This is a genomic window from Streptomyces sp. KL2, assembly GCF_046529545.1.
Lineage (GTDB): Bacteria > Actinomycetota > Actinomycetes > Streptomycetales > Streptomycetaceae > Streptomyces > Streptomyces radiopugnans.
The window spans coordinates 4,291,508-4,307,904 of record NZ_CP127170.1; the positions used below are offsets into that span (position 1 = coordinate 4,291,508).

At 74.5% G+C, this 16,397-nt stretch carries 20 protein-coding genes; 9 read left to right on the forward strand and 11 right to left on the reverse strand.

Annotation, left to right across the window (positions count from 1 at the left end; genetic code table 11):
• Nucleotides 1-28: 28 nt before the first annotated feature.
• From QPK52_RS19265 to QPK52_RS19275, 3 genes are all read left to right on the forward strand, one after another.
• A complete protein-coding gene (locus tag QPK52_RS19265; protein WP_410538714.1) occupies nt 29-955 on the forward strand; it encodes a MerR family transcriptional regulator in 927 nt (308 codons plus the stop codon).
• 139 nt (nt 956-1,094) lie between these two features.
• Nucleotides 1,095-1,505 carry a RidA family protein gene (locus QPK52_RS19270; protein ID WP_410538715.1) on the forward strand — a complete coding sequence of 137 codons (411 nt, stop codon included), beginning with the start codon at nt 1,095-1,097 and terminating at the stop codon, nt 1,503-1,505.
• Nucleotides 1,506-1,647: 142 nt separating this feature from the next.
• Nucleotides 1,648-2,229: a tellurite resistance TerB family protein gene (locus tag QPK52_RS19275; RefSeq protein ID WP_410538716.1), complete on the forward strand. Its 582-nt coding sequence runs from the start codon at nt 1,648-1,650 to the stop codon at nt 2,227-2,229.
• A 65-nt stretch (nt 2,230-2,294) separates the two neighbouring features.
• On the opposite strand, the gene QPK52_RS19280 is transcribed toward QPK52_RS19275, so the two are convergent.
• From QPK52_RS19280 to QPK52_RS19310, 7 genes are all read right to left on the reverse strand, one after another.
• Nucleotides 2,295-3,113: a GvpL/GvpF family gas vesicle protein gene (locus QPK52_RS19280; RefSeq protein WP_410538717.1), complete on the reverse strand. Its 819-nt coding sequence runs from the start codon at nt 3,111-3,113 to the stop codon at nt 2,295-2,297.
• Nucleotides 3,110-3,424, reverse strand: a complete 315-nt coding sequence (locus tag QPK52_RS19285; protein WP_093654800.1) for a gas vesicle protein K — start codon at nt 3,422-3,424, stop codon at nt 3,110-3,112. Before QPK52_RS19285 ends, QPK52_RS19280 begins: the two co-directional genes overlap by 4 nt.
• A gap of 69 nt (nt 3,425-3,493) precedes the next feature.
• Nucleotides 3,494-4,414 (reverse strand): gas vesicle protein, encoded by a 921-nt coding sequence (locus tag QPK52_RS19290; protein WP_410538718.1) that lies wholly within the window; start codon nt 4,412-4,414, stop codon nt 3,494-3,496.
• A gap of 10 nt (nt 4,415-4,424) precedes the next feature.
• On the reverse strand, nt 4,425-4,997 hold the full coding sequence (locus QPK52_RS19295; RefSeq protein WP_410538719.1) for a gas vesicle protein: 573 nt from the start codon (nt 4,995-4,997) through the stop codon (nt 4,425-4,427).
• Between the two features lie 99 nt (nt 4,998-5,096).
• A complete protein-coding gene (locus QPK52_RS19300; RefSeq protein WP_410538720.1) occupies nt 5,097-5,594 on the reverse strand; it encodes a hypothetical protein in 498 nt (165 codons plus the stop codon).
• Nucleotides 5,591-6,070 carry a DUF6415 family natural product biosynthesis protein gene (locus QPK52_RS19305; protein ID WP_410538721.1) on the reverse strand — a complete coding sequence of 160 codons (480 nt, stop codon included), beginning with the start codon at nt 6,068-6,070 and terminating at the stop codon, nt 5,591-5,593. The genes QPK52_RS19300 and QPK52_RS19305 overlap by 4 nt, the downstream gene beginning before the upstream one ends.
• A gap of 215 nt (nt 6,071-6,285) precedes the next feature.
• Nucleotides 6,286-7,470: a helix-turn-helix domain-containing protein gene (locus tag QPK52_RS19310; RefSeq protein WP_410538722.1), complete on the reverse strand. Its 1,185-nt coding sequence runs from the start codon at nt 7,468-7,470 to the stop codon at nt 6,286-6,288.
• A 98-nt stretch (nt 7,471-7,568) separates the two neighbouring features.
• Here QPK52_RS19310 and QPK52_RS19315 point away from each other — a divergent pair, with 98 nt between their 5' ends.
• Entirely contained in the window at nt 7,569-8,114 is a 546-nt protein-coding gene (locus tag QPK52_RS19315) for a flavoprotein (protein ID WP_410538723.1), read from the forward strand.
• A gap of 129 nt (nt 8,115-8,243) precedes the next feature.
• Nucleotides 8,244-9,110 carry an effector binding domain-containing protein gene (locus tag QPK52_RS19320; RefSeq protein ID WP_410538724.1) on the forward strand — a complete coding sequence of 289 codons (867 nt, stop codon included), beginning with the start codon at nt 8,244-8,246 and terminating at the stop codon, nt 9,108-9,110.
• Nucleotides 9,111-9,262: 152 nt separating this feature from the next.
• Here QPK52_RS19320 and QPK52_RS19325 read toward each other — a convergent pair whose 3' ends face one another.
• A complete protein-coding gene (locus QPK52_RS19325) occupies nt 9,263-9,706 on the reverse strand; it encodes an ATP-binding protein (protein WP_410538725.1) in 444 nt (147 codons plus the stop codon).
• 170 nt (nt 9,707-9,876) lie between these two features.
• Here QPK52_RS19325 and QPK52_RS19330 point away from each other — a divergent pair, with 170 nt between their 5' ends.
• From QPK52_RS19330 to QPK52_RS19340, 3 genes are read left to right on the forward strand one after another with little or no spacing between them, the layout of a single operon-like run.
• The gene (locus QPK52_RS19330; RefSeq protein ID WP_410538726.1) at nt 9,877-10,716 is read left to right on the forward strand and encodes a helix-turn-helix domain-containing protein; all 840 of its coding nucleotides are present in this window, start codon (nt 9,877-9,879) and stop codon (nt 10,714-10,716) included.
• A gap of 3 nt (nt 10,717-10,719) precedes the next feature.
• Nucleotides 10,720-10,956, forward strand: a complete 237-nt coding sequence (locus QPK52_RS19335) for a DUF397 domain-containing protein (RefSeq protein WP_093654814.1) — start codon at nt 10,720-10,722, stop codon at nt 10,954-10,956.
• Nucleotides 10,957-10,999: 43 nt separating this feature from the next.
• A complete protein-coding gene (locus QPK52_RS19340; protein WP_410538727.1) occupies nt 11,000-11,821 on the forward strand; it encodes an SAM-dependent methyltransferase in 822 nt (273 codons plus the stop codon).
• Between the two features lie 194 nt (nt 11,822-12,015).
• Here the strand turns inward: QPK52_RS19340 and QPK52_RS19345 are convergent, their stop codons facing one another.
• The gene (locus tag QPK52_RS19345; protein ID WP_410538728.1) at nt 12,016-12,672 is read right to left on the reverse strand and encodes a DedA family protein; all 657 of its coding nucleotides are present in this window, start codon (nt 12,670-12,672) and stop codon (nt 12,016-12,018) included.
• A 182-nt stretch (nt 12,673-12,854) separates the two neighbouring features.
• On the opposite strand from QPK52_RS19345, the gene QPK52_RS19350 reads away from it, so the two are divergent.
• Nucleotides 12,855-13,613, forward strand: coding sequence for a superoxide dismutase family protein (locus QPK52_RS19350; protein ID WP_410538729.1), 759 nt, complete (start codon nt 12,855-12,857; stop codon nt 13,611-13,613).
• Here QPK52_RS19350 and QPK52_RS19355 read toward each other — a convergent pair.
• Nucleotides 13,579-15,408: an alkaline phosphatase D family protein gene (locus tag QPK52_RS19355; protein WP_410538730.1), complete on the reverse strand. Its 1,830-nt coding sequence runs from the start codon at nt 15,406-15,408 to the stop codon at nt 13,579-13,581. The genes QPK52_RS19350 and QPK52_RS19355 overlap by 35 nt on opposite strands.
• A 97-nt stretch (nt 15,409-15,505) precedes the next feature.
• On the reverse strand, nt 15,506-16,168 hold the full coding sequence (locus tag QPK52_RS19360; protein WP_410540396.1) for an HNH endonuclease family protein: 663 nt from the start codon (nt 16,166-16,168) through the stop codon (nt 15,506-15,508).
• Between the last annotated feature and the right edge of the window lie 229 nt (nt 16,169-16,397).

A 16,397-nucleotide genomic window follows, 5' to 3' on the forward strand; every position in this document is an offset into this window, starting at 1 on the left:
GGAACTCCCCCTGAGGGAGGTTCAAGCCTTGTCGCCCGACGGCCTGTGGAGCATCGGGGAACTCGCCGAGCAGGCGGGCACCACCGTCAAGACCGTCCGCTTCTACTCCGACCGCGGGCTGCTGCCCGAAGCCGGCCGCAGCACCGGGGGCCACCGCCGCTACGGTCCCGAAGCGCTCGACCGGCTCCGTACGATCCGCTCGCTGCGCGCCCTCGACGTGCCGGTTCCGGAGGTGGGGCGGGCCCTGGAGCGGGAGGACGCACTGGAGGACGTCGTCGCCGGGCGGCTGCGGGAGGTCGGCTCGCAACTGGCCGCCCTTCGCTGGCGGGAGGCGGCCCTCCGTCTGGTGCGGGACTGCACGGCCGAGGAGCGCGCCGACCGTCTGCGGCTGGTCGGCGCCGTGTCCGCGCCACCCGGCACGGCGGCACTGGCGCGTTTCTGGCGGGGCTGGCTGCCGCCGCGGCTCCCGGCCCGGCTGGTCTCCGAGATACTCGAACACGCGATCCCCCAGCCTCCGGACGACCCGACCCCGGCCCAGGTGCTGGCCTTCGCCCGGCTGCACGCCTTCGTCTCCGGCCCCTGCCCCGGCACCGGCCGGCACTGCCGTCCGGCGGCGCACCGGCCGGAGGAGGGCTACCGCCCGGCCGTGCTCTACGGCGGCCTGGTCGAGGCGTACGGACTGGCGGCCGAGCCGATGCGGGCGGGACGGCCTCCGCACCGGGGCGAGGCGCTGGACTGCTTCGTCTCCGCCTACGCCCGCTCACGCGGCACGAGCGACACCCCCGGTTTCCGGCGCGGGCTCAGGACCCGGCTCGCGGCCGATCCCCGTATCGACCGCTACTGGCAGCTCGTCGCCGAGGTGACCGCGCCGCCGGCCGGCCCGCCGGAGCCGACGCCCGGCGCCGCCCACGACTGGCTGCTCGCCGCCCTGTCGGAGGAGGAGGCGACCGCCTGACGGGGTGCCCGGCAGGGCGGTTTGCCGCCCGTTTATCCGGAGGAGCCGACCCGGGGGGCTGTGGCAGGCTGGCTGCCCGGACCCGGGACCCCCGAGACCTCCGAGCCCCGAACCCTGAGAAGCGCCGAAAGGAACCGCCGTGGCCCGTGCCGTGACCCTCATCCGCTCCGGCTCCCTGTCCGACGTCGCCGAGTACGCGTACGCGGCCACCGCGCCCGCCGAGGCGCGGCTGGTCTTCCTCGCCGGGGCGTGCCCCCTGAACGAGGACGGATCCACGGCGGCGAAGGGCGACTACGCCGGGCAGGCGGCGAAGGCCGTGGAGAACATGCGGACCGCGCTCGCCGACGCGGGCGCCTCGATCGAGGACGTCATCAGCACCCGGGTCCTGGTGGCGTCGAGCCGCCAGAAGGATCTGGTGACCGCCTGGGAGGTCGTCCGGGACGCCTTCGGGGACCACGACGTGCCCAGCACCCTGATGGGGGTGACGGTGCTCGGATACGACGACCAGCTCGTGGAGATCGAGGCCGTCGCCGCCGTACTCGGCTCCTGAACCGGCAACCGGCCCGCCCCGAAAGGGTGATCCGACCGTCCCCGGAACCCGGGCGGGCCCCGGGGACGTTGGGATGGCGGACGGTGAACGAGGAACTGCGGCCCGCACAGGACGGGCGGCGGCCGAGGACGGGATGACGCCAGTGGCGATGTGGGATCGGCTCAAGGACCAGGCCAGGAACCTCCAGCAGTCCCGGGGCGGGCAGGGAACGGGCGGACCGGGAGCCGGAGGGCCGGGGGCGGCAGGCCAGGGCCACGGCTCCCGTCCCGGCTCCGGCGGAGGGTCGAAGGCCCAGCTGGTGGGCCTGCTGAAGTCCCAGCTCGCCTCGGCGAAGGCCGAGTTGAAGAGCGGTGCGTACCGGGACGCGAGCATGGCGATGTGCGCGCTGGTGGCCGCCGCGGACGGGCATGTGGACCCGTCGGAGCGGCAGCGGATGGAGTCGATGATCGTCGGCAACGACGTTCTGCAGAACTTCCCGCCCGAGCAGCTGCGTCAGCGGTTCAACCGCCATGTGGACCGGCTCACGGCCGACTTCCAGGCGGGCAGGGCGGAGGCGCTGCAGGAGATCGCCAAGGCCGCCAAGAAGCCGGCGGAGGCCAGGGCCGTCGTCCAGACCGGCATCGTCATCGCCGGTGCCGACGGCCACATCGACCAGTCCGAGCAGCAGGCCATCCGGGAGGCCTGCGCCGCGCTGGGGCTCTCCCCGGAGGAGTTCGGCATGTAGGGCGCGGCCGGTCCCGCGGGCGGAGGCGCTCCGGCCGCGGGACGGGTCCGCTGGACGGACGGTGTCTAGGCCCGCTCCGGGGCGGCGGGTTCGCGGGGGCCGTCGGGGAGGTCGGCGAAGGTGTAGGGGGGCCAGGGGCCGAGGAAGCGGATGCGGGCGGCGGGCTGCTCGTCCCGGACGGCCGCCAGTACGGTGCCCACCGCCTCGATGTCCCCCGTGCGCACCAGCAGGGCCGCCGAGAGGACGTCCGCCTCGCCCGGGTCGCGCACGCCGCGCGAGCGCTCGCGCATGTCCTCGGCCACGGCCAGCAGTCTGCGGCGCACATCCGCGTGGAGGGCGTCGGCCAGGCGCTCGGAGGACTCCCGGCGCAACTGCTCGAGCTGCTTGGCCAGCAGGCGGCGCAACCCGGGGGAGCGGCTCTCCATCTCCGCCTCCAGGGCGCGGGCGCGCTCGTCGTCCCGGGCGGACTCCGTGCGGTCGACCGTGATCTCCACCCGCAGCTCCGCCCGGCCGTCCAGCGCCTCGAGCCGGGAGCGGAGTCCGGCCGCGCGGGAGGTGAGCCAGTCGCGCAGCCGCTCCTCGGCGGTGCGGGGGTCCCGCGGTGAGGGGTCGGGGGCGACCAGGACGTTGAAGGTCATCGGCAGGAGCGCTCCGGTGCGCTCCCACACGGCGACCACCGCCCGGTCCTGCTCGGCCACCCGCCGCCGCACGTCCTCGTCCGGGCCCTGGTAGGGGACCGGCTCCGCGTCGTGGACCAGTGCGGCCAGTCCCGTGCCCGGGGCGGCCAGCAGGCGCAGGGGGTGCCCGTCGACTCCGGTGACGCCGTCGGCGGCGCCGGGCCGGTCGGGCGCCACCGCGTACACGTACAGGGCCGACTCCGTCACCGCCGCGCCTCCTCGGCCCAGCGGGCGGGGTTGACCAGCTTGTCCACGACGTCGTCCACCACCTCGTCCAGACCCCGGTGCAGGTCGGCGACGGAGTCGGTGATGCCGTGGTCGGACTTGATCTCCTCGATCGCCTCGTCCAGTTCCAGCAGGGCGTCGCCCAGGCGCTCGAGTTCCTCCTCGGTCAGGTCGCCGCCGTTCATCCGGCGCAGCGCCTGCCGTTCCAGGGCCTCCTGGATCACCTCGACCAGGGTGACGACCAGGGACAGCACCCCCTGTTTGAGGCTCTTCTCGTCGACTGTGATGGCCATGGTCTTCTCCGTCCTTCCCTTCCCGCCCGCTTCTCGCCCGCTGTCCTGCGGGGCCGCCGTCCGTGTGCGTCAGGCCGAGGGCAGTGGCTCCGCGCCGCGCAGCGACTCCAGCGCCCCGGCCCAGCGCCCCGGTTCGTCGGCCGTGAGCGTCACCGGCCCCTGCGAGGCCGTCTCCACGGTGATCACCGTCCCCCCGCCGGCCGGTGAGCCGCCCGGCTCGGTGCGGACGGCGGTGATGTCGTCGGCGGGCAGGACCAGGGCGGGACGGGAGTCCAGCGGCGACTTCCACATCAGCCCGTCAGGCGTGAGCCTTCCCTGCCCGCCGCGCCACAACGGGCCGTCGCGGCGCGGCTCGTGGTACCAGAGGTGGCCTTCGAGGATCGCCCGGCCGCCCCCGTCCTCCGCCGCCGGGCCGACGGGGGAGGTCTCCAGCGGGCCGGGGCACGTGGCGGCCAGCAGGGCGCGCAGCCTCTCCGGCTCGGTGCAGGACACCAGCGTCTGACGGCCGTCCGCGAGGACGACGCGCAGCCTGGTGCGCTGTTCGCCGCCGATGGTCCGCTCGGTCTCCGGCCGCACCGCGCGCACCTCCGCCAGCTCCGTCTCCCACAGCACCTCGCGCGGTTCGCGGCGCAGTACGACCAGCCGCCGGTCGGTGAGGTGGACGGTGCCGGGGCGCCAGGTGGTCTGGAAGCCGTCCTCCAGCAGGTGGCCGCCGCGCATGTGGAAGACGTGCCGTTCCCCGGCGCGCAGTTCGAGTTCGCGGCGTCCGGTGGAGCGCTCGGCCCAGGCGCGGGTGTCCTCGTCCCACCGGCGCAGCATGCCGTACTCCAGCATGGTCTCCATGCCCGCTATCGCGGCGCGCAGGCTGACGCCGATCAGCGGGATGTCGGCCACCGAGACGATGAGGTCCAGGTGGAGGACGGCGCCCTTGTTCAGCAGGACCTCGACGAGGTCGTCCAGCGTCACGCGCGGGTCCCTGGTGGGCTTCATCGGCGGGCGTTCAGCCGTCACGGCCACCGCCCCCGCCGCTCTCCGGATCCCCGCCGTTCTCCGGATCCCCGCCGTCGTCCGGGCCGCCGCCTCCCGGGCCGCCGTCGTCCGCAAGGGCGCGCGGGGCGGCGCGGCTCTCGGCCAGCCGGGCCCGGGCGCTGCGCCAGCCGCACCACGGGCACATGTCCTCCAGCAACTGGCTCACCGGCGAACGCTTCCCGCACTCGGGGCAGGTGTCCCTCTCCTCGCGGGCCTCGCGCCAAGCGGCCGTCTCGACATCGGTGCCGGAGGGGAACTCCAGCCCGTAGCGCGCGGCGGTCTCGAAGGAGGCCAGCGCCGCCCGCAGCCGGATGCCGAGGAGTTCGACACCGGCCACCGACACCATGATGTCCGCGTTGAGCACCAGCCCCTTGTCGAGGAGGGTCTCCACCACGTGGGCGAGGCTTCCCTCGCCGTCCCGCCGCGGTTCCAGCGGCTGCTGGGGCGTCAGCGTCCGGGCCCGCGGCGCCGCGGGGACGCGCGGCGGCGCGGGCCGGACCGTGCCGGTCTCGGCGGGAACGCCTCTCTCCTGGTAATCGCTCACCCCGTTACGCCTATCCGGGTGACCGGCTCCCATGCGTCCGCGGCGCCGGATCGACCGGGAGCACGCCGGATCAGCCGGGCGTACGGTGCCGGGCCCCGCTCACCCGGACGTCTCCGCGGCGGCCGCGGCATCGGCCGCCGCGGCGGCGCGGGCCCCGGCGTAGGCGTCACGGAGGTCGGGTCCCCAGGCGGGTGCCCGGTCCGAGGGGCGGACGATCCAGCCCCGGTTGCCGACCCGGTCCGGTTCGACGACGTCCGGGTGCGGCAGCAGCACCAGGGTGCCGCGGCCCAGGACGGACATGCCGGCGACCTCCCAGCCGTCCGCCGAGCCGAGGGCGACGACGAAGTCCGCGCCGAGCGGGGTGGAGAGCACGGGGCCGAGCGGAGCCCGTGCCGCCCGCATCCTGCGGACCGTCTCCCCGGCGAGGGGCAGCGGGACGCGGACCACGTCCCAGGCGATCCCGGCGGGCACCTCGCCCAGCGCGCCGTGCTCCCAGGCGGCCAGGACGGCGGGGACGCGGCCGGTGGGGTCCAGCCAGCCGGTCGGCGGAGGCTGGACGGCGGTGCCGGCCGGTGCGGGGTGCGGGGAGATGGTCACGGTGTCGCCTTCCTGTTCCACTCGGGGGTCTGACGCAGCAGCCATCGGCAGTCGTGTGCGAGGGACCTCACCTGCTGCCGTGCGGAGTGCAGTCCGCCGTCCAGCTCCCGTCCGGCCTGGTTGGTTATCCAGTCCAGCCGGGCCCGGTAGCGCAGCCACTGGGCGGTGCTGGGGCGCAGGACGGCGGCGCGGGCCCGCGCGATCGGCAGCAGCAGCCTGATGTGGTCGCGCAGCAGGGCCTCCAGCTCCACCAGTTCCCCGTGGCGCAGGGGCGCGCTGCCGTGGGCCAGGGCGCGGCCTATGGTGCGCTGGACGGCGGCGGCGTCCACCAGGGCGGCCGCCTCCGGCGGATCGGCCAACGGGGCCTGCGGGCCGGTCTCCTCCGGGCCGGTCCGACCGAACGGGCCGGTCCGGCCGAGTGGTTCGCAGGCCGCGGGTGGGGCCGCGGGTGGGGTGGCGTCGGGTGTCGTCTGCACGAATTCCCCCGGACTTCGTCATGGTCGCTTACGGACACAGAGTGGCGGCGCGGCCGGCCCTCAACTGTCACTCTTCGGTGACAGGTGCCGCCCATGTGTGCGCACGGGGGCGCACGCCCCGGTGTGCGTGACCGCCCCTCACCGCCCGCCGTCGCGCCCCCGGCCGCCGTGTACGGGTCCTCCGTGCGCGGGCCCGCGCACGGAGGACCCGGCCGTCAGACGCCGACCCACGCGGCCATCCGCGTCAGGGCGTCCGGCGACCTGCGCCGCAGGTTCAGCAGGCCGCGCACCGTCTCCCGCACCCGGGGGTGGAAGCGGGTCTGCTGGGGCGCCAGCGTGCGCGCCTGCGCCAGCGAGGCCAGCGCCGCCTCGATCCGGCCGGTCTCCATCTCCGCGCGGGCCCGGTCCACCAGCAGCGCGGCCCGGCGGGAGGCCGCCCAGCCGCGCGGCGGGCGCACGGCGCGCGCCGCGCTCAGCGCCGCGTCGTACTGGCACAGCTCCAGCCGGGCGAAGACCTCGTGCGCCCCCACGTTCGCCGGTCCGAAGGACAGCCAGTGCACCGCTCCCACCTCGCCCGTGCGCCGGGCGATTTCGCCGGCCCGCGCGAGATGGGACTCCACGGCCGCCGCGTCGCCCGCGCGGGCCGCGATCACGGCCGCGCCCAGGTGGAGCTGTCCGGCCACCGCGAGGCTCTCGGTGCTCTGCCCGGCCTGGCGCAGCAGATCGTGCCCGACCGCCACCATGCGCAGGCCGATGCGGTGTTCGGCGTCCCGGCTGCGGTAGGACAGGGCCCGCTTGTACTGGCGGATCGCGCCGAGCAGCGGATCGCCGGCGTGCTCGGCGGCCCAGCCCATCCGGTCCAGCGCCACGACGGCCAGGTCGTAGCTGCCGAGCTTCGTCGTCACGTCGTGCGCGCTGCGGTACGCCGACGCCAGGGCCCGCCACAGCTCGGTGCTCGGGTGCTCCCGGCAGGAGACGGTCAGGTCCGCCAGGAGGCCCGGCAGGCCGGCGGCCGCCTGGTACAGCCGGGCGCCGCGCACGTCGCGGCACAGCGCGTCGGCGGCCGCGACCAGTTCGGGCGCGGGGAGGACGGGGCCGCAGGAGTCGGTCGGCAGGTCGTACAGGTCGAGGGCCTCGCGGATGGGCCGGACCAGGCCGTCGACGCGGTCGGGCCGGGGGGAGTGAGCGGGCTGTCCCGTCAGGGTGGCGACATCGGTGCGCAGCGCTCTGGCCACGGCGGCCACGAACTGCGGGGAAGCGCTCTTGTGGCCGCTCTCGACATGGCGCAGAAGGCTGTAGGAGTAGGGGATGCGCTGGGCGAGCCCCTGCTGTGTGAGTCCGGCGCGCTTGCGCTGGGCGGCGATCCGGTTACCGATGTGCTCGTCGTCGGATGCGGGCATACCGGGTCCCTCCGTTTCTCGCGGCATCTGAACGGTACCCGCGACCCGCCGCCCGTCCCAGTGAGTTCGCGCTGATCAGGTGTGGTGAACTGCGGAGCATGAGGAACCGAGTCATGTACCTGTTCGGTTGCGCCTCCCCGCCCGTCGTCTACATCGACCGCGCGATCCGCGACGCACAGGCGCGGGGGTGGCAGGTGTGCCTGGGGCTGACGCCGAGCGCACGGGAGTGGCTGGAGGACCGGCTGCCGGAGCTGGAGGAGCTGACCGGCCACCCGGTGCGCAGCGCCTACCGCTCCTACGGCCGGCCCGAGACGTGGCCCAGGACGGATGTCGTGGTGGTGGCGCCGGCGACCCTGCACACGATCAACGCCTGTGCGCTGGGCATCACTTCGACATTCGTCGTGGGCTTCACGGCGGAGGCGATGGGCAAGCGCATCCCGCTGGTGGTGATGCCGTGCCTGAACTCCACCTACGCCCGGCACCCGCAGTTCGAGCGCTCGCTGGAGGTCCTGCGCGGGGAGGGCGCACGGGTGCTGTACGGCCCCGGCGGCTTCGTGCCGAACCCGCCGGGGCAGGGGCGCCCCGAGGAGTACCCGTGGCACCTCGCGCTGGACGCGGCGCACGAGGCGGTGGAACGGCGCTGACGGGCGGCGCGCGCCGCCCGGAACGGCCTCCCGGGAGGGCCGGCCCGATGATCCCGGGCACAGGAGGTCGGGTACGGCCGCGGGCCGCCTCCCTAGCGTGGGCGGCAGTACAGAGGAAGGGGGCCGGGAGTGCTGGAGCGGCTCAACCAGGCCATGGAGCACATCGAGCGGAACCTCGGCCGGCCGGTCGACGCGGCCGAACTGGCGCGGATCGCGCTCACCTCGGAGTACCACCTGAGGCGGCTGTTCTCCGCGCTGGCCGGTATGGGGCTGTCGGAGTACGTCCGCCGCAGGCGGCTCACCGTCGCCGGCGCCGAGGTGCTCGCCGGGGAGCGGACGCTGCTCGACATCGCGGTGCGCTACGGCTACGGCTCGGGCGAGGCGTTCGCCCGCGCGTTCCGCGCCGTGCACGGTGTCGGGCCCGGTGAGGCCCGGCGGACGGGCGCGGCCCTGCGCTCCCAGCCGCGGATGTCCTTCCGCCTCGTCGTCGAAGGGAGCGGTGACATGCGGTACCGGATCGTGGAGAGGGAGGGGTTCAGCGTGGTCGGGAGGAGGGCGCGTGTCCCCCTGGTGCACGAGGGAATGAACCCGGCGATAGCGGAGTTCGTGCGCGGTATCGGCGGTGGGACCGTCCGGCGGATGGAGGAGCTGTCCGACCGGGAGCCGCGCGGCATCGTGAACGTGAGCCACGGCGTCGCCGAGGGCCGGGAGGAGGGCAGCGAACTCGACTACTGGCACGGGGTGGTGACCGGCGCCGAGCCTCCGGAGGACATGGAGGCCCTCGCGGTCCCGGCGGGGACGTGGGCGGTCTTCGAGAGCGAGGGGGAGTTCCCGCAGGCGGTCCAGTACCTGTGGCGGGACGTCTTCACCCAGTGGTTCCCGTCCAACCCGTACCGCGCCAGGCCGGGCCCGGAGATCGCGCGCACCCGCCTGTCGGAGGACGGGAAGCGGGCGCGGGCACAGCTGTGGATCCCGGTGGAGCGGACAGCGGTCTGAGGACGGCGGCCCGCCGCTCCACGGGCGCCCGCCGGCAGGGGAAGGCCCGAGCCGCCCCCACGCGGCTCGGGCCTGGTCCTTTGCAGGGCCCGGGTCCCCTCCCCTCGCCGGGAGGGGACCCGGGCCCTTGCGGTCATCCGGCTCCGGACGGCTCAGGGCCGGATGACGGCCCACACGATGTGGCCCAGTCCGAGTCCTGCGGACTCCACCCCCCAGGCCTGTGTGAGCGATTCGATCAGCTGTAGTCCCCGGCCGCGCTCCTCGTCGGCCCGGGGGAAGCACAGGACCGGGGTGCTGGCGTAGCTGCCCTGGTCGCGCACCTCGACGCGTATCTGGTTGTCGGCGACGTACAGCAGACAGCCGATGCGGTCGCTGTCCGTGTGCAGCACGGCGTTGGTGAACAGCTCGGAGACCACCAGCCGTGCCGTGTGGCAGGCCTCCGGGGTGAAGCCCCACTGGAGCAGGCGCTCGAAGACGCGGTCGCGGGCGTCGGTGACGGAGAAGGGCTGGGCCGGCAGTTCGAATGTCTCCTGGCGCAGGTCAGGGCACACGCCGACCGGTCCCGGGAGGGTCATCGTGCCTGGGGAGAGCGCCACGGCCGTCCGCCTTTCCGTCCGTCTGACTGTGGGGGACCCTCACTATCCTCGCTGCGGTAGGCAGAAGGCAAGAGGCGTCTTGCAAATTGCAGAATATTCGAGGCAGGCTGCATGCGTCATAGACGGTGTGTCAGACTCTCTGTCCGACCAGGGGTTTCGAGGGAGGGAACGTGGCGACCGTCGGGCGGATCGTGCTCGGTCTGCGACTCCGCGACCTGCGGGAAAGGGCCGGGTGCTCCTTCGAGGAGGCCGCTGCCGCGCTCAGCGTCAACGCCGCGACGGTGCGACGGATGGAGAAGGCCGAAGTCGGCCTGAAACCGCTGTTCGTGGAGAAGCTGCTGGAGACGTACGGCGTCGGACGGCAGGAGATCGACTCCTTCCTGGCGCTGGTGGAGGAGTCGCGCAAACCGGGATGGTGGCACCGTTTCCGTGACGTACTGCCCGACTGGTTCGGCCTGTACGTCAGCCTGGAGGGTTCCGCCTCCGTCATCCGCGGCTACGAGCCCCACTGCGTCCCCGGCCTGCTCCAGACCGAGGACTACGCCCGCGCCCTGCTGCGCACCGGCTTCCCCAACGCGCCCGAGGACGAGCTCGAGCGCCGGGTCGCGCTGCGCATGGGCCGGCAGCGGCTCCTCACCGGATCCGGCGCCCCGCGCCTGTGGGTCGTGATGGACGAAACGGTCCTGCACAGGCCCGTCGGCGGGCGGGAGGTCATGCGGGCGCAGATCGACCGGCTCCTGGAGGCGGCCGGACTGCCGAACGTCACCCTCCAGGTCCTGACGTTCGAGGCGGGCCCGCACCCGGGCATGTTCGGGCCCTTCCAGCTTTTCCGCTTCGACATACCGGAACTGCCGGACATCGTCTACACCGAGAGCCTCACAGGGGCCGTCTATCTGGACGAACGCCCCGACACGGCCGCCTACCTGGAGGTCCTGGACCGCATGGGCGCGCAGGCCGTATCAGTACGACACACCGAGGAGCTCCTCGGTGACATTCGCAAGGAGTTCTGACCGATGGGTCACATTTACAACGGGATGCCGGCCAAGGAGCTCGGGACCGAGGGCTGGCACAAGCCGTGGAGCGGCACCAACGGCGGCAACTGCGTTGAAGCGATGAAGCTCGGCGACGGACGGGTGGCCCTGCGGCAGTCCAGCGACCCCGACGGCCCCGCATTGATCTACACCTACCAGGAGATCGAGTCCTTCATCCGCGGCGCCAAGCTCGGGGAAGCCGACTTCCTGCTCGCCTGAACCGCACCACCACCGACCACGACCACCCCCCACGGGAGAACAGATGACCGCCCAGGGCTTCTCCGCCGACGACATCGACACCAGCAGACCGCACTCGGCGCGTATGTACGACTACTTCCTCGGAGGGAAGACCAACTACGAGGCCGACATCCAGGGCGCCGAGGCGGTCATCTCCTTCTGGCCGGGGGTGCGCACCGGAGCCCGCGTCAACCGCGCCTTCATGCACCGGGCTTCCCGGTGGCTGGTGCGCGAGGCGGGCATCCGGCAGTTCCTCGACGTCGGCACCGGCATACCCACCGAGCCCAACCTCCACCAGGTCGTCCAGGCCATCGCGCCCGAGGCCCGGGTCGTCTACGCCGACAACGACCCCATCGTGCTGCGCTACGCGCAGGCGCTGCTGCGCAGCACCCCCGAGGGACGCACCGCGTACCTGCACGCGGACGCGACCGACCCCGACTCGATCCTGAACCACCCAGAGCTCCACGAGAACTTGGACCTGAGCCGGCCGGTCGGGCTCTCCCTCAACGCGCTGCTCCACTACATCAGCGACGAGAGCAGGCCGCACGAGATCGTCGCGCGGCTGGTGGACGCGATCCCGTCGGGCAGCTACCTCACCCTCACCCACTGCACCCCCGACCTCGACCCCGAGACCTGGGAGCGCCTGAACAGCCTCTCCATGTCCGGCTCCGCGGCCTCGGCCAAGGCCCGGACGCGCGAGGAGATCCTGCGGTTCTTCGACGGGCTGGAGTTCGTCGAGCCCGGTCTGACCGTGCCGCACCGCTGGAGGCCGGAGCCGGACCAGCCGCTCGCGGACGTCTCCGACGCCGAGGTGTCCCTCTACGCGGCCGTCGCCCGCAAGCCCTGACGGCCGACGACTGACGGCCGACGGCCTTCCGCGCCCGTCGCGGGCCGGCTCCCGCCGCGGACGCCACGCGCCCGCGGCGGGAGCCGGCCGGGGCGGTGCGCATGCGGTGTGCGCGGTGCGTGCGGGCGGGCCGGGCAGGCGGGCGACGGGCCGTCATATCCGTTCCGGGCGGCCGCCCGGAACGGACGGGCGCGTCAGGAAGCCGGTGCCGCCGGCACCGGCCCGCGCCGCACCAGGAAGGTCGCCAGGGCGCCCGCGCCGAAGAGGGCCAGCACCGAGACCGCCGTCCCCAGCCACGTCGCCCCGAGCCACTGCCCGCCCACATAGCCGGCGCCGACGCCGTACCCGGCCCAGGCCAGACCCGCCAGGGCCGACCACGGCAGGAACTCCCTGGTGCGCCGCTGCTCCACGCCCGCGACCAGGCTCATCACCGAGCGCCCGCCCGGGGCGAACCGGGCGAGGACGACCAGGGGGCCTCCGCCGCGCGCCAGTGCGTGGCCGAGCCGCTCCCGGGCTCCGGACAGCTGCCGTGAGCGGGCGACGGCCCGGGCGAAGCGGTCACTGCCGCGCCGGGCCAGCCGGTACACCGCCAGGTCGCCCAGGACCGACGCCGCGGCCGCGCACAGCACCAGCGCGCACACCGTCGGAAGCGGGGCGTTCGGAGCCGGTGCGGCGATCGCGGCCGCGTCGGCCGCCGTGCCCGCGGCCGTCGCGCCCGCGGCGGTGGCCGCGGCCGCGATCACGATGACGCCGCTGGGCAGGAAGGGGAGGAAGACGTCGAGCAGCACCGACAGCGCTATGAGCACGTAGATCCAGGGAGCGTAGATCAACTCCCCAAACGTTTCCTGCACGTTCACCCCCCGGTGCGGTCACTGCCGCAGGGCGGCCCACCGCCGATCAGCGTACGCCCGCGTCACCCGTGAGGATCAGCTGGGGTGTTGCGGCACGTCATCTCCCCGCGGTCGCGCCGGAGTCGGCGGAGCATGGGCGGCCGTAAGGAAACGGCACGACGAACCGAGCAGGAGGGGCCGACATGCTCAGGGGCAGGAAACCGGCGAACAGCACGGCGAACGGGACCGGGAACAGGACCGCGAACAGGACCGCGGGCGGAGCGGCGGGCAGGACGGCTGCCGCGGCGGTCGCGACGGCCGCTGCGGCTGCGCTGCTGACCGCCGCGGGACCGGCGGGCGGCGCGGGAGCGGCCGAACCCGCCGAGGCGGCCGAGGTCCTCGGCGCCGTCGAGTCGGCCGCCGACATCGGCATCGGCGGTTTCGGTATCGGGGGCAGGCACCGGGTGGTGTGGGCCAACGCCGAGTTCGCCCCGCCCGGGAAGTCCACCGTGCCGGCCGCGGTGACGTACGACCGGGCCCTCGTCCCCGTCGGAGCCCGGGTCTCGGTGGCCCGGCACGACAGCCGCCGGGGCATGACGGTCGCGCTGGAGGCGCGCGGACTGCCGGAGAACCGCGGTTACGGGGCGCACGTCCACACCGAGCCGTGCGGTCCCCGGCCCGGGGACTCCGGCCCGCACTACCGGAACGTCCCCGTGCCGCGGGGCTCGTCCGCCGGACCCCGCCACGTCAACCCCGAGAACGAGGTCTGGCTGGACTTCACGACGGACGAGCACGGCGAGGGCAGGGCGCTGTCCAGCCACATGTGGCGCTTCCGCGCCGGCGAGGCTCGGTCCGTGGTGATCCACGAGCACCGCACGCGGCACGAGCCCGGGCGCACCGGTGACGCGGGCAGGCGGCTGGCCTGCGTCACCCTGGGGCTCGATCCGGAGCCCGGGAGGTAGGGGCGGCGGCGCCGGGCGGTTCCGGCAGCGGCGTCCGGCCGGGATCCCCGCCGAACTCGCGGTCGAGCCCCCGGTCGAGGACCTTCTCCAGGGCGGCTCCGCCGTCCCCGCCGCCCTCCCGGCCGCGGGGCCGCGCCCGGTCCAGCCGCAACCGGGCGCGGCGCCCGCTCAGGGTGAGCGTCATCAGCTGGTTGCCGAACCACGGCCCGCCCGTCCGGCGCCACTCCACCGGCGGCCGGCCCGTCCGCCCGTGCCGGGCCAGGATCCGGCCCAACAGCCGCCCGGTACGGCTCCAGCCGAAGCGGAACCCCCAGCGCAGCACGGCCGGGACGCCGTTGTGCATCGGCGAGCAGGTCAGCTGCGCCACCCGGGACCGCACCGGCGGTGCGAAGCGGGGCTCGGCGGTGTACGCGTGGTGCACGTCGCCGGAGAGCACCAGCACCGTGGCCGGGGCCTCTTCGCCCCGGCCCGCCTCCGCCAGCAGCCCGGCCAGTTCGCCGAAGGACCCGGGGAAGGCCGCCCAGTGCTCCAGGTCGGCGGCCTGCCGGATCCTCTCGCCCAGCCGTGCCCAGCGCGGCCCCCGCTCCCCGCGGCACAGCGCGGCGCTCCAGGCCTCCGCGTCGTGCACGGCCGGCGGCAGCAGCCAGGGCAGGGAGGAGCCGACGAGGAGGTGGTCGTAGGTGCCGCGCCCGTCCGCGACCTGCTCGCGCAGCCACCGCGTCTCGCTCTCGTCGAGCATGGCCCGCTCCGGCTCGGGCAGGACGCGGGCGGCCCGGGTGTCCACCATCAGCAGCCGGGTGCGGCCCAGGTCGCGGCGGTAACTCCAGCGGGCGGCGGCCGGGTCGGAGTCGGCCCGCTGGGCGAAGGCGCGCAGCAGGCCGGCCGCGTCGCCGTCCGCACCCCGCACGGCCGCGTACAACTCGTCGCCGGCCAGCTCGGCGGGGGAGAGGTTGCCCAGGTGCTGGTGGACCCAGTACGAGGTGAGCCCGCCCAGGACGCGCTCGCGCCACCAGGGGGCGGCGCGGATCTCCCGCTGCCAGGCCTCGCTGGTGTTCCAGTCGTCGATCAGGTCGTGGTCGTCGAAGATCATGCAGCTGGGGACGGTGGACAGCAGCCACCGCACCCGGGGATCGAGCCAGGACTCCTCGTACAGCCAGGTGTACTCCTCGTAGTCCGCCACCTGGCCCCAGGGCGCTTCCCGCAGGCTGCGGCGGGCGGCGATCCTGCGGCGGATCACCTCGGAGGTCTCGTCCGCGTACACCTGGTCGCCCAGCAGGAGCAGGACGTCGGGGCGCTCCACGGCGCCGGCCAGGACGTCGCGGGCCAGGGCGTCGAGGGCATCGGGGCCGATCGCGCCGTGCGCGGAGGCGGAGGGGCGCGCGGCCCAGCGGCAGGAGCCGAAGACGACGCGCAGCGGGCGGGTTTCCCCGGGAACCCCGCCGTCCTCCGCCTCACCGCCGCCCCCGGCGGCGCCCTCCGGGGGGAGGGTGCGGATGGTGCTGGGCGGGAAGGGGGAGCCGGGCGGCGGCCAGACCTGCTCGCCGTCCAGCAGGACGCGGTAGGGGGTCTCGGTGCCGGGGCGCAGTCCGGTGAGGGGCACCAGAGCGTAGTGGTGGCCGGCGACCTGCCAGGTGCGGGCGGCGGCGCGGACCTCCACCCGGCCGTCGTCCGTTCCGTCGTCCGCCCCGCCGCCGCAGCGCACCTCGGCCTCGCAGGGGCGGTCGGTCTCGACCCAGACGGTCGCCGAGTCGGTGTCGGCGTACCGCAGCAGCGGACCCAGGCGCAGTGCGGTCATGCGGCCGGCCCTCCCTCCGTCGGTTCCGGCAGGTTCGACCCTAGGGGAACGACGGGGGAGGGCCGGGAGTTTCCGCGCGCTGGGGGCGTGCGCCCGGTCAGCAGCCGCTCAGCACACCGCTGAGCCTGCTCTTCTCGGCGGAGTCCACGGACAGGCCGTAGCTGTGCTTCACCCAGACCCACATCCGGGCGTAGGTGCAGTGGTAGGAGGAGAGCGGCGGCATCCACTCCGCGGGGTCCTTGTCGCCCTTGGCCTGGTTGACGTTGTCGGTCACGGCGATGAGCTGGGCGATGGACAGGTCGTTGGCGAACGACTGCCGCTTGGAGGTGGTCCAGGAGCTCGCGCCCGAGCGCCAGGCCTCGGCCAGCGGCACGACGTGGTCGATGTCCACGTCGGAGGCGGCGTACCAGGTGGCGCCGTCGTAGGGCGAGTACCAGCGGCCGCTGGTGGCCGCGCAGCTGCTGTCCTGCACCACGTTGGTGCCGTCGCGCTTGAGGACGACCTCGCGGGTGTTGCAGGTGCCGCTCTGGGTGATCCAGTGCGGGAACTTGTCGCGGCTGTAGCCGTCCGACGAGCCCTCGGCGCGCACCGTCAGGGAGGCGAGGTAGGAGCGGGCGGTGGACGCGCTCGGCGGGGTGGGGGGCGCGGCCTGGGCGGTGGGGGCGCTCAGGAACAGCAGACCGGCGCAGAGGGCGAGGAGTGCGCCGAGGGTGGTGGATCGACGCGCGTAGAAGCCGCGCCGCGAAGCGGGCAGGCGCATGCCGTGCATACGAACTCCCTGAAGATGGGGGGAAGTTGAGTGGAAGAACGCCGTCAGGGTGGCGCCGAAAGGTTTCCTCCCAGCGGGCGCCAGATGACAGAATGGCGACATGAGCACGTCAGATCAAGACCGCTGCCCGGACTGATCGACGCGCTCGACGCACCCGGCCCGCGTGCGGAGCCGGCGCGGAGCGCCGGAGCCGCCGTGCCGCCCGGCACCGCGCCGCCGC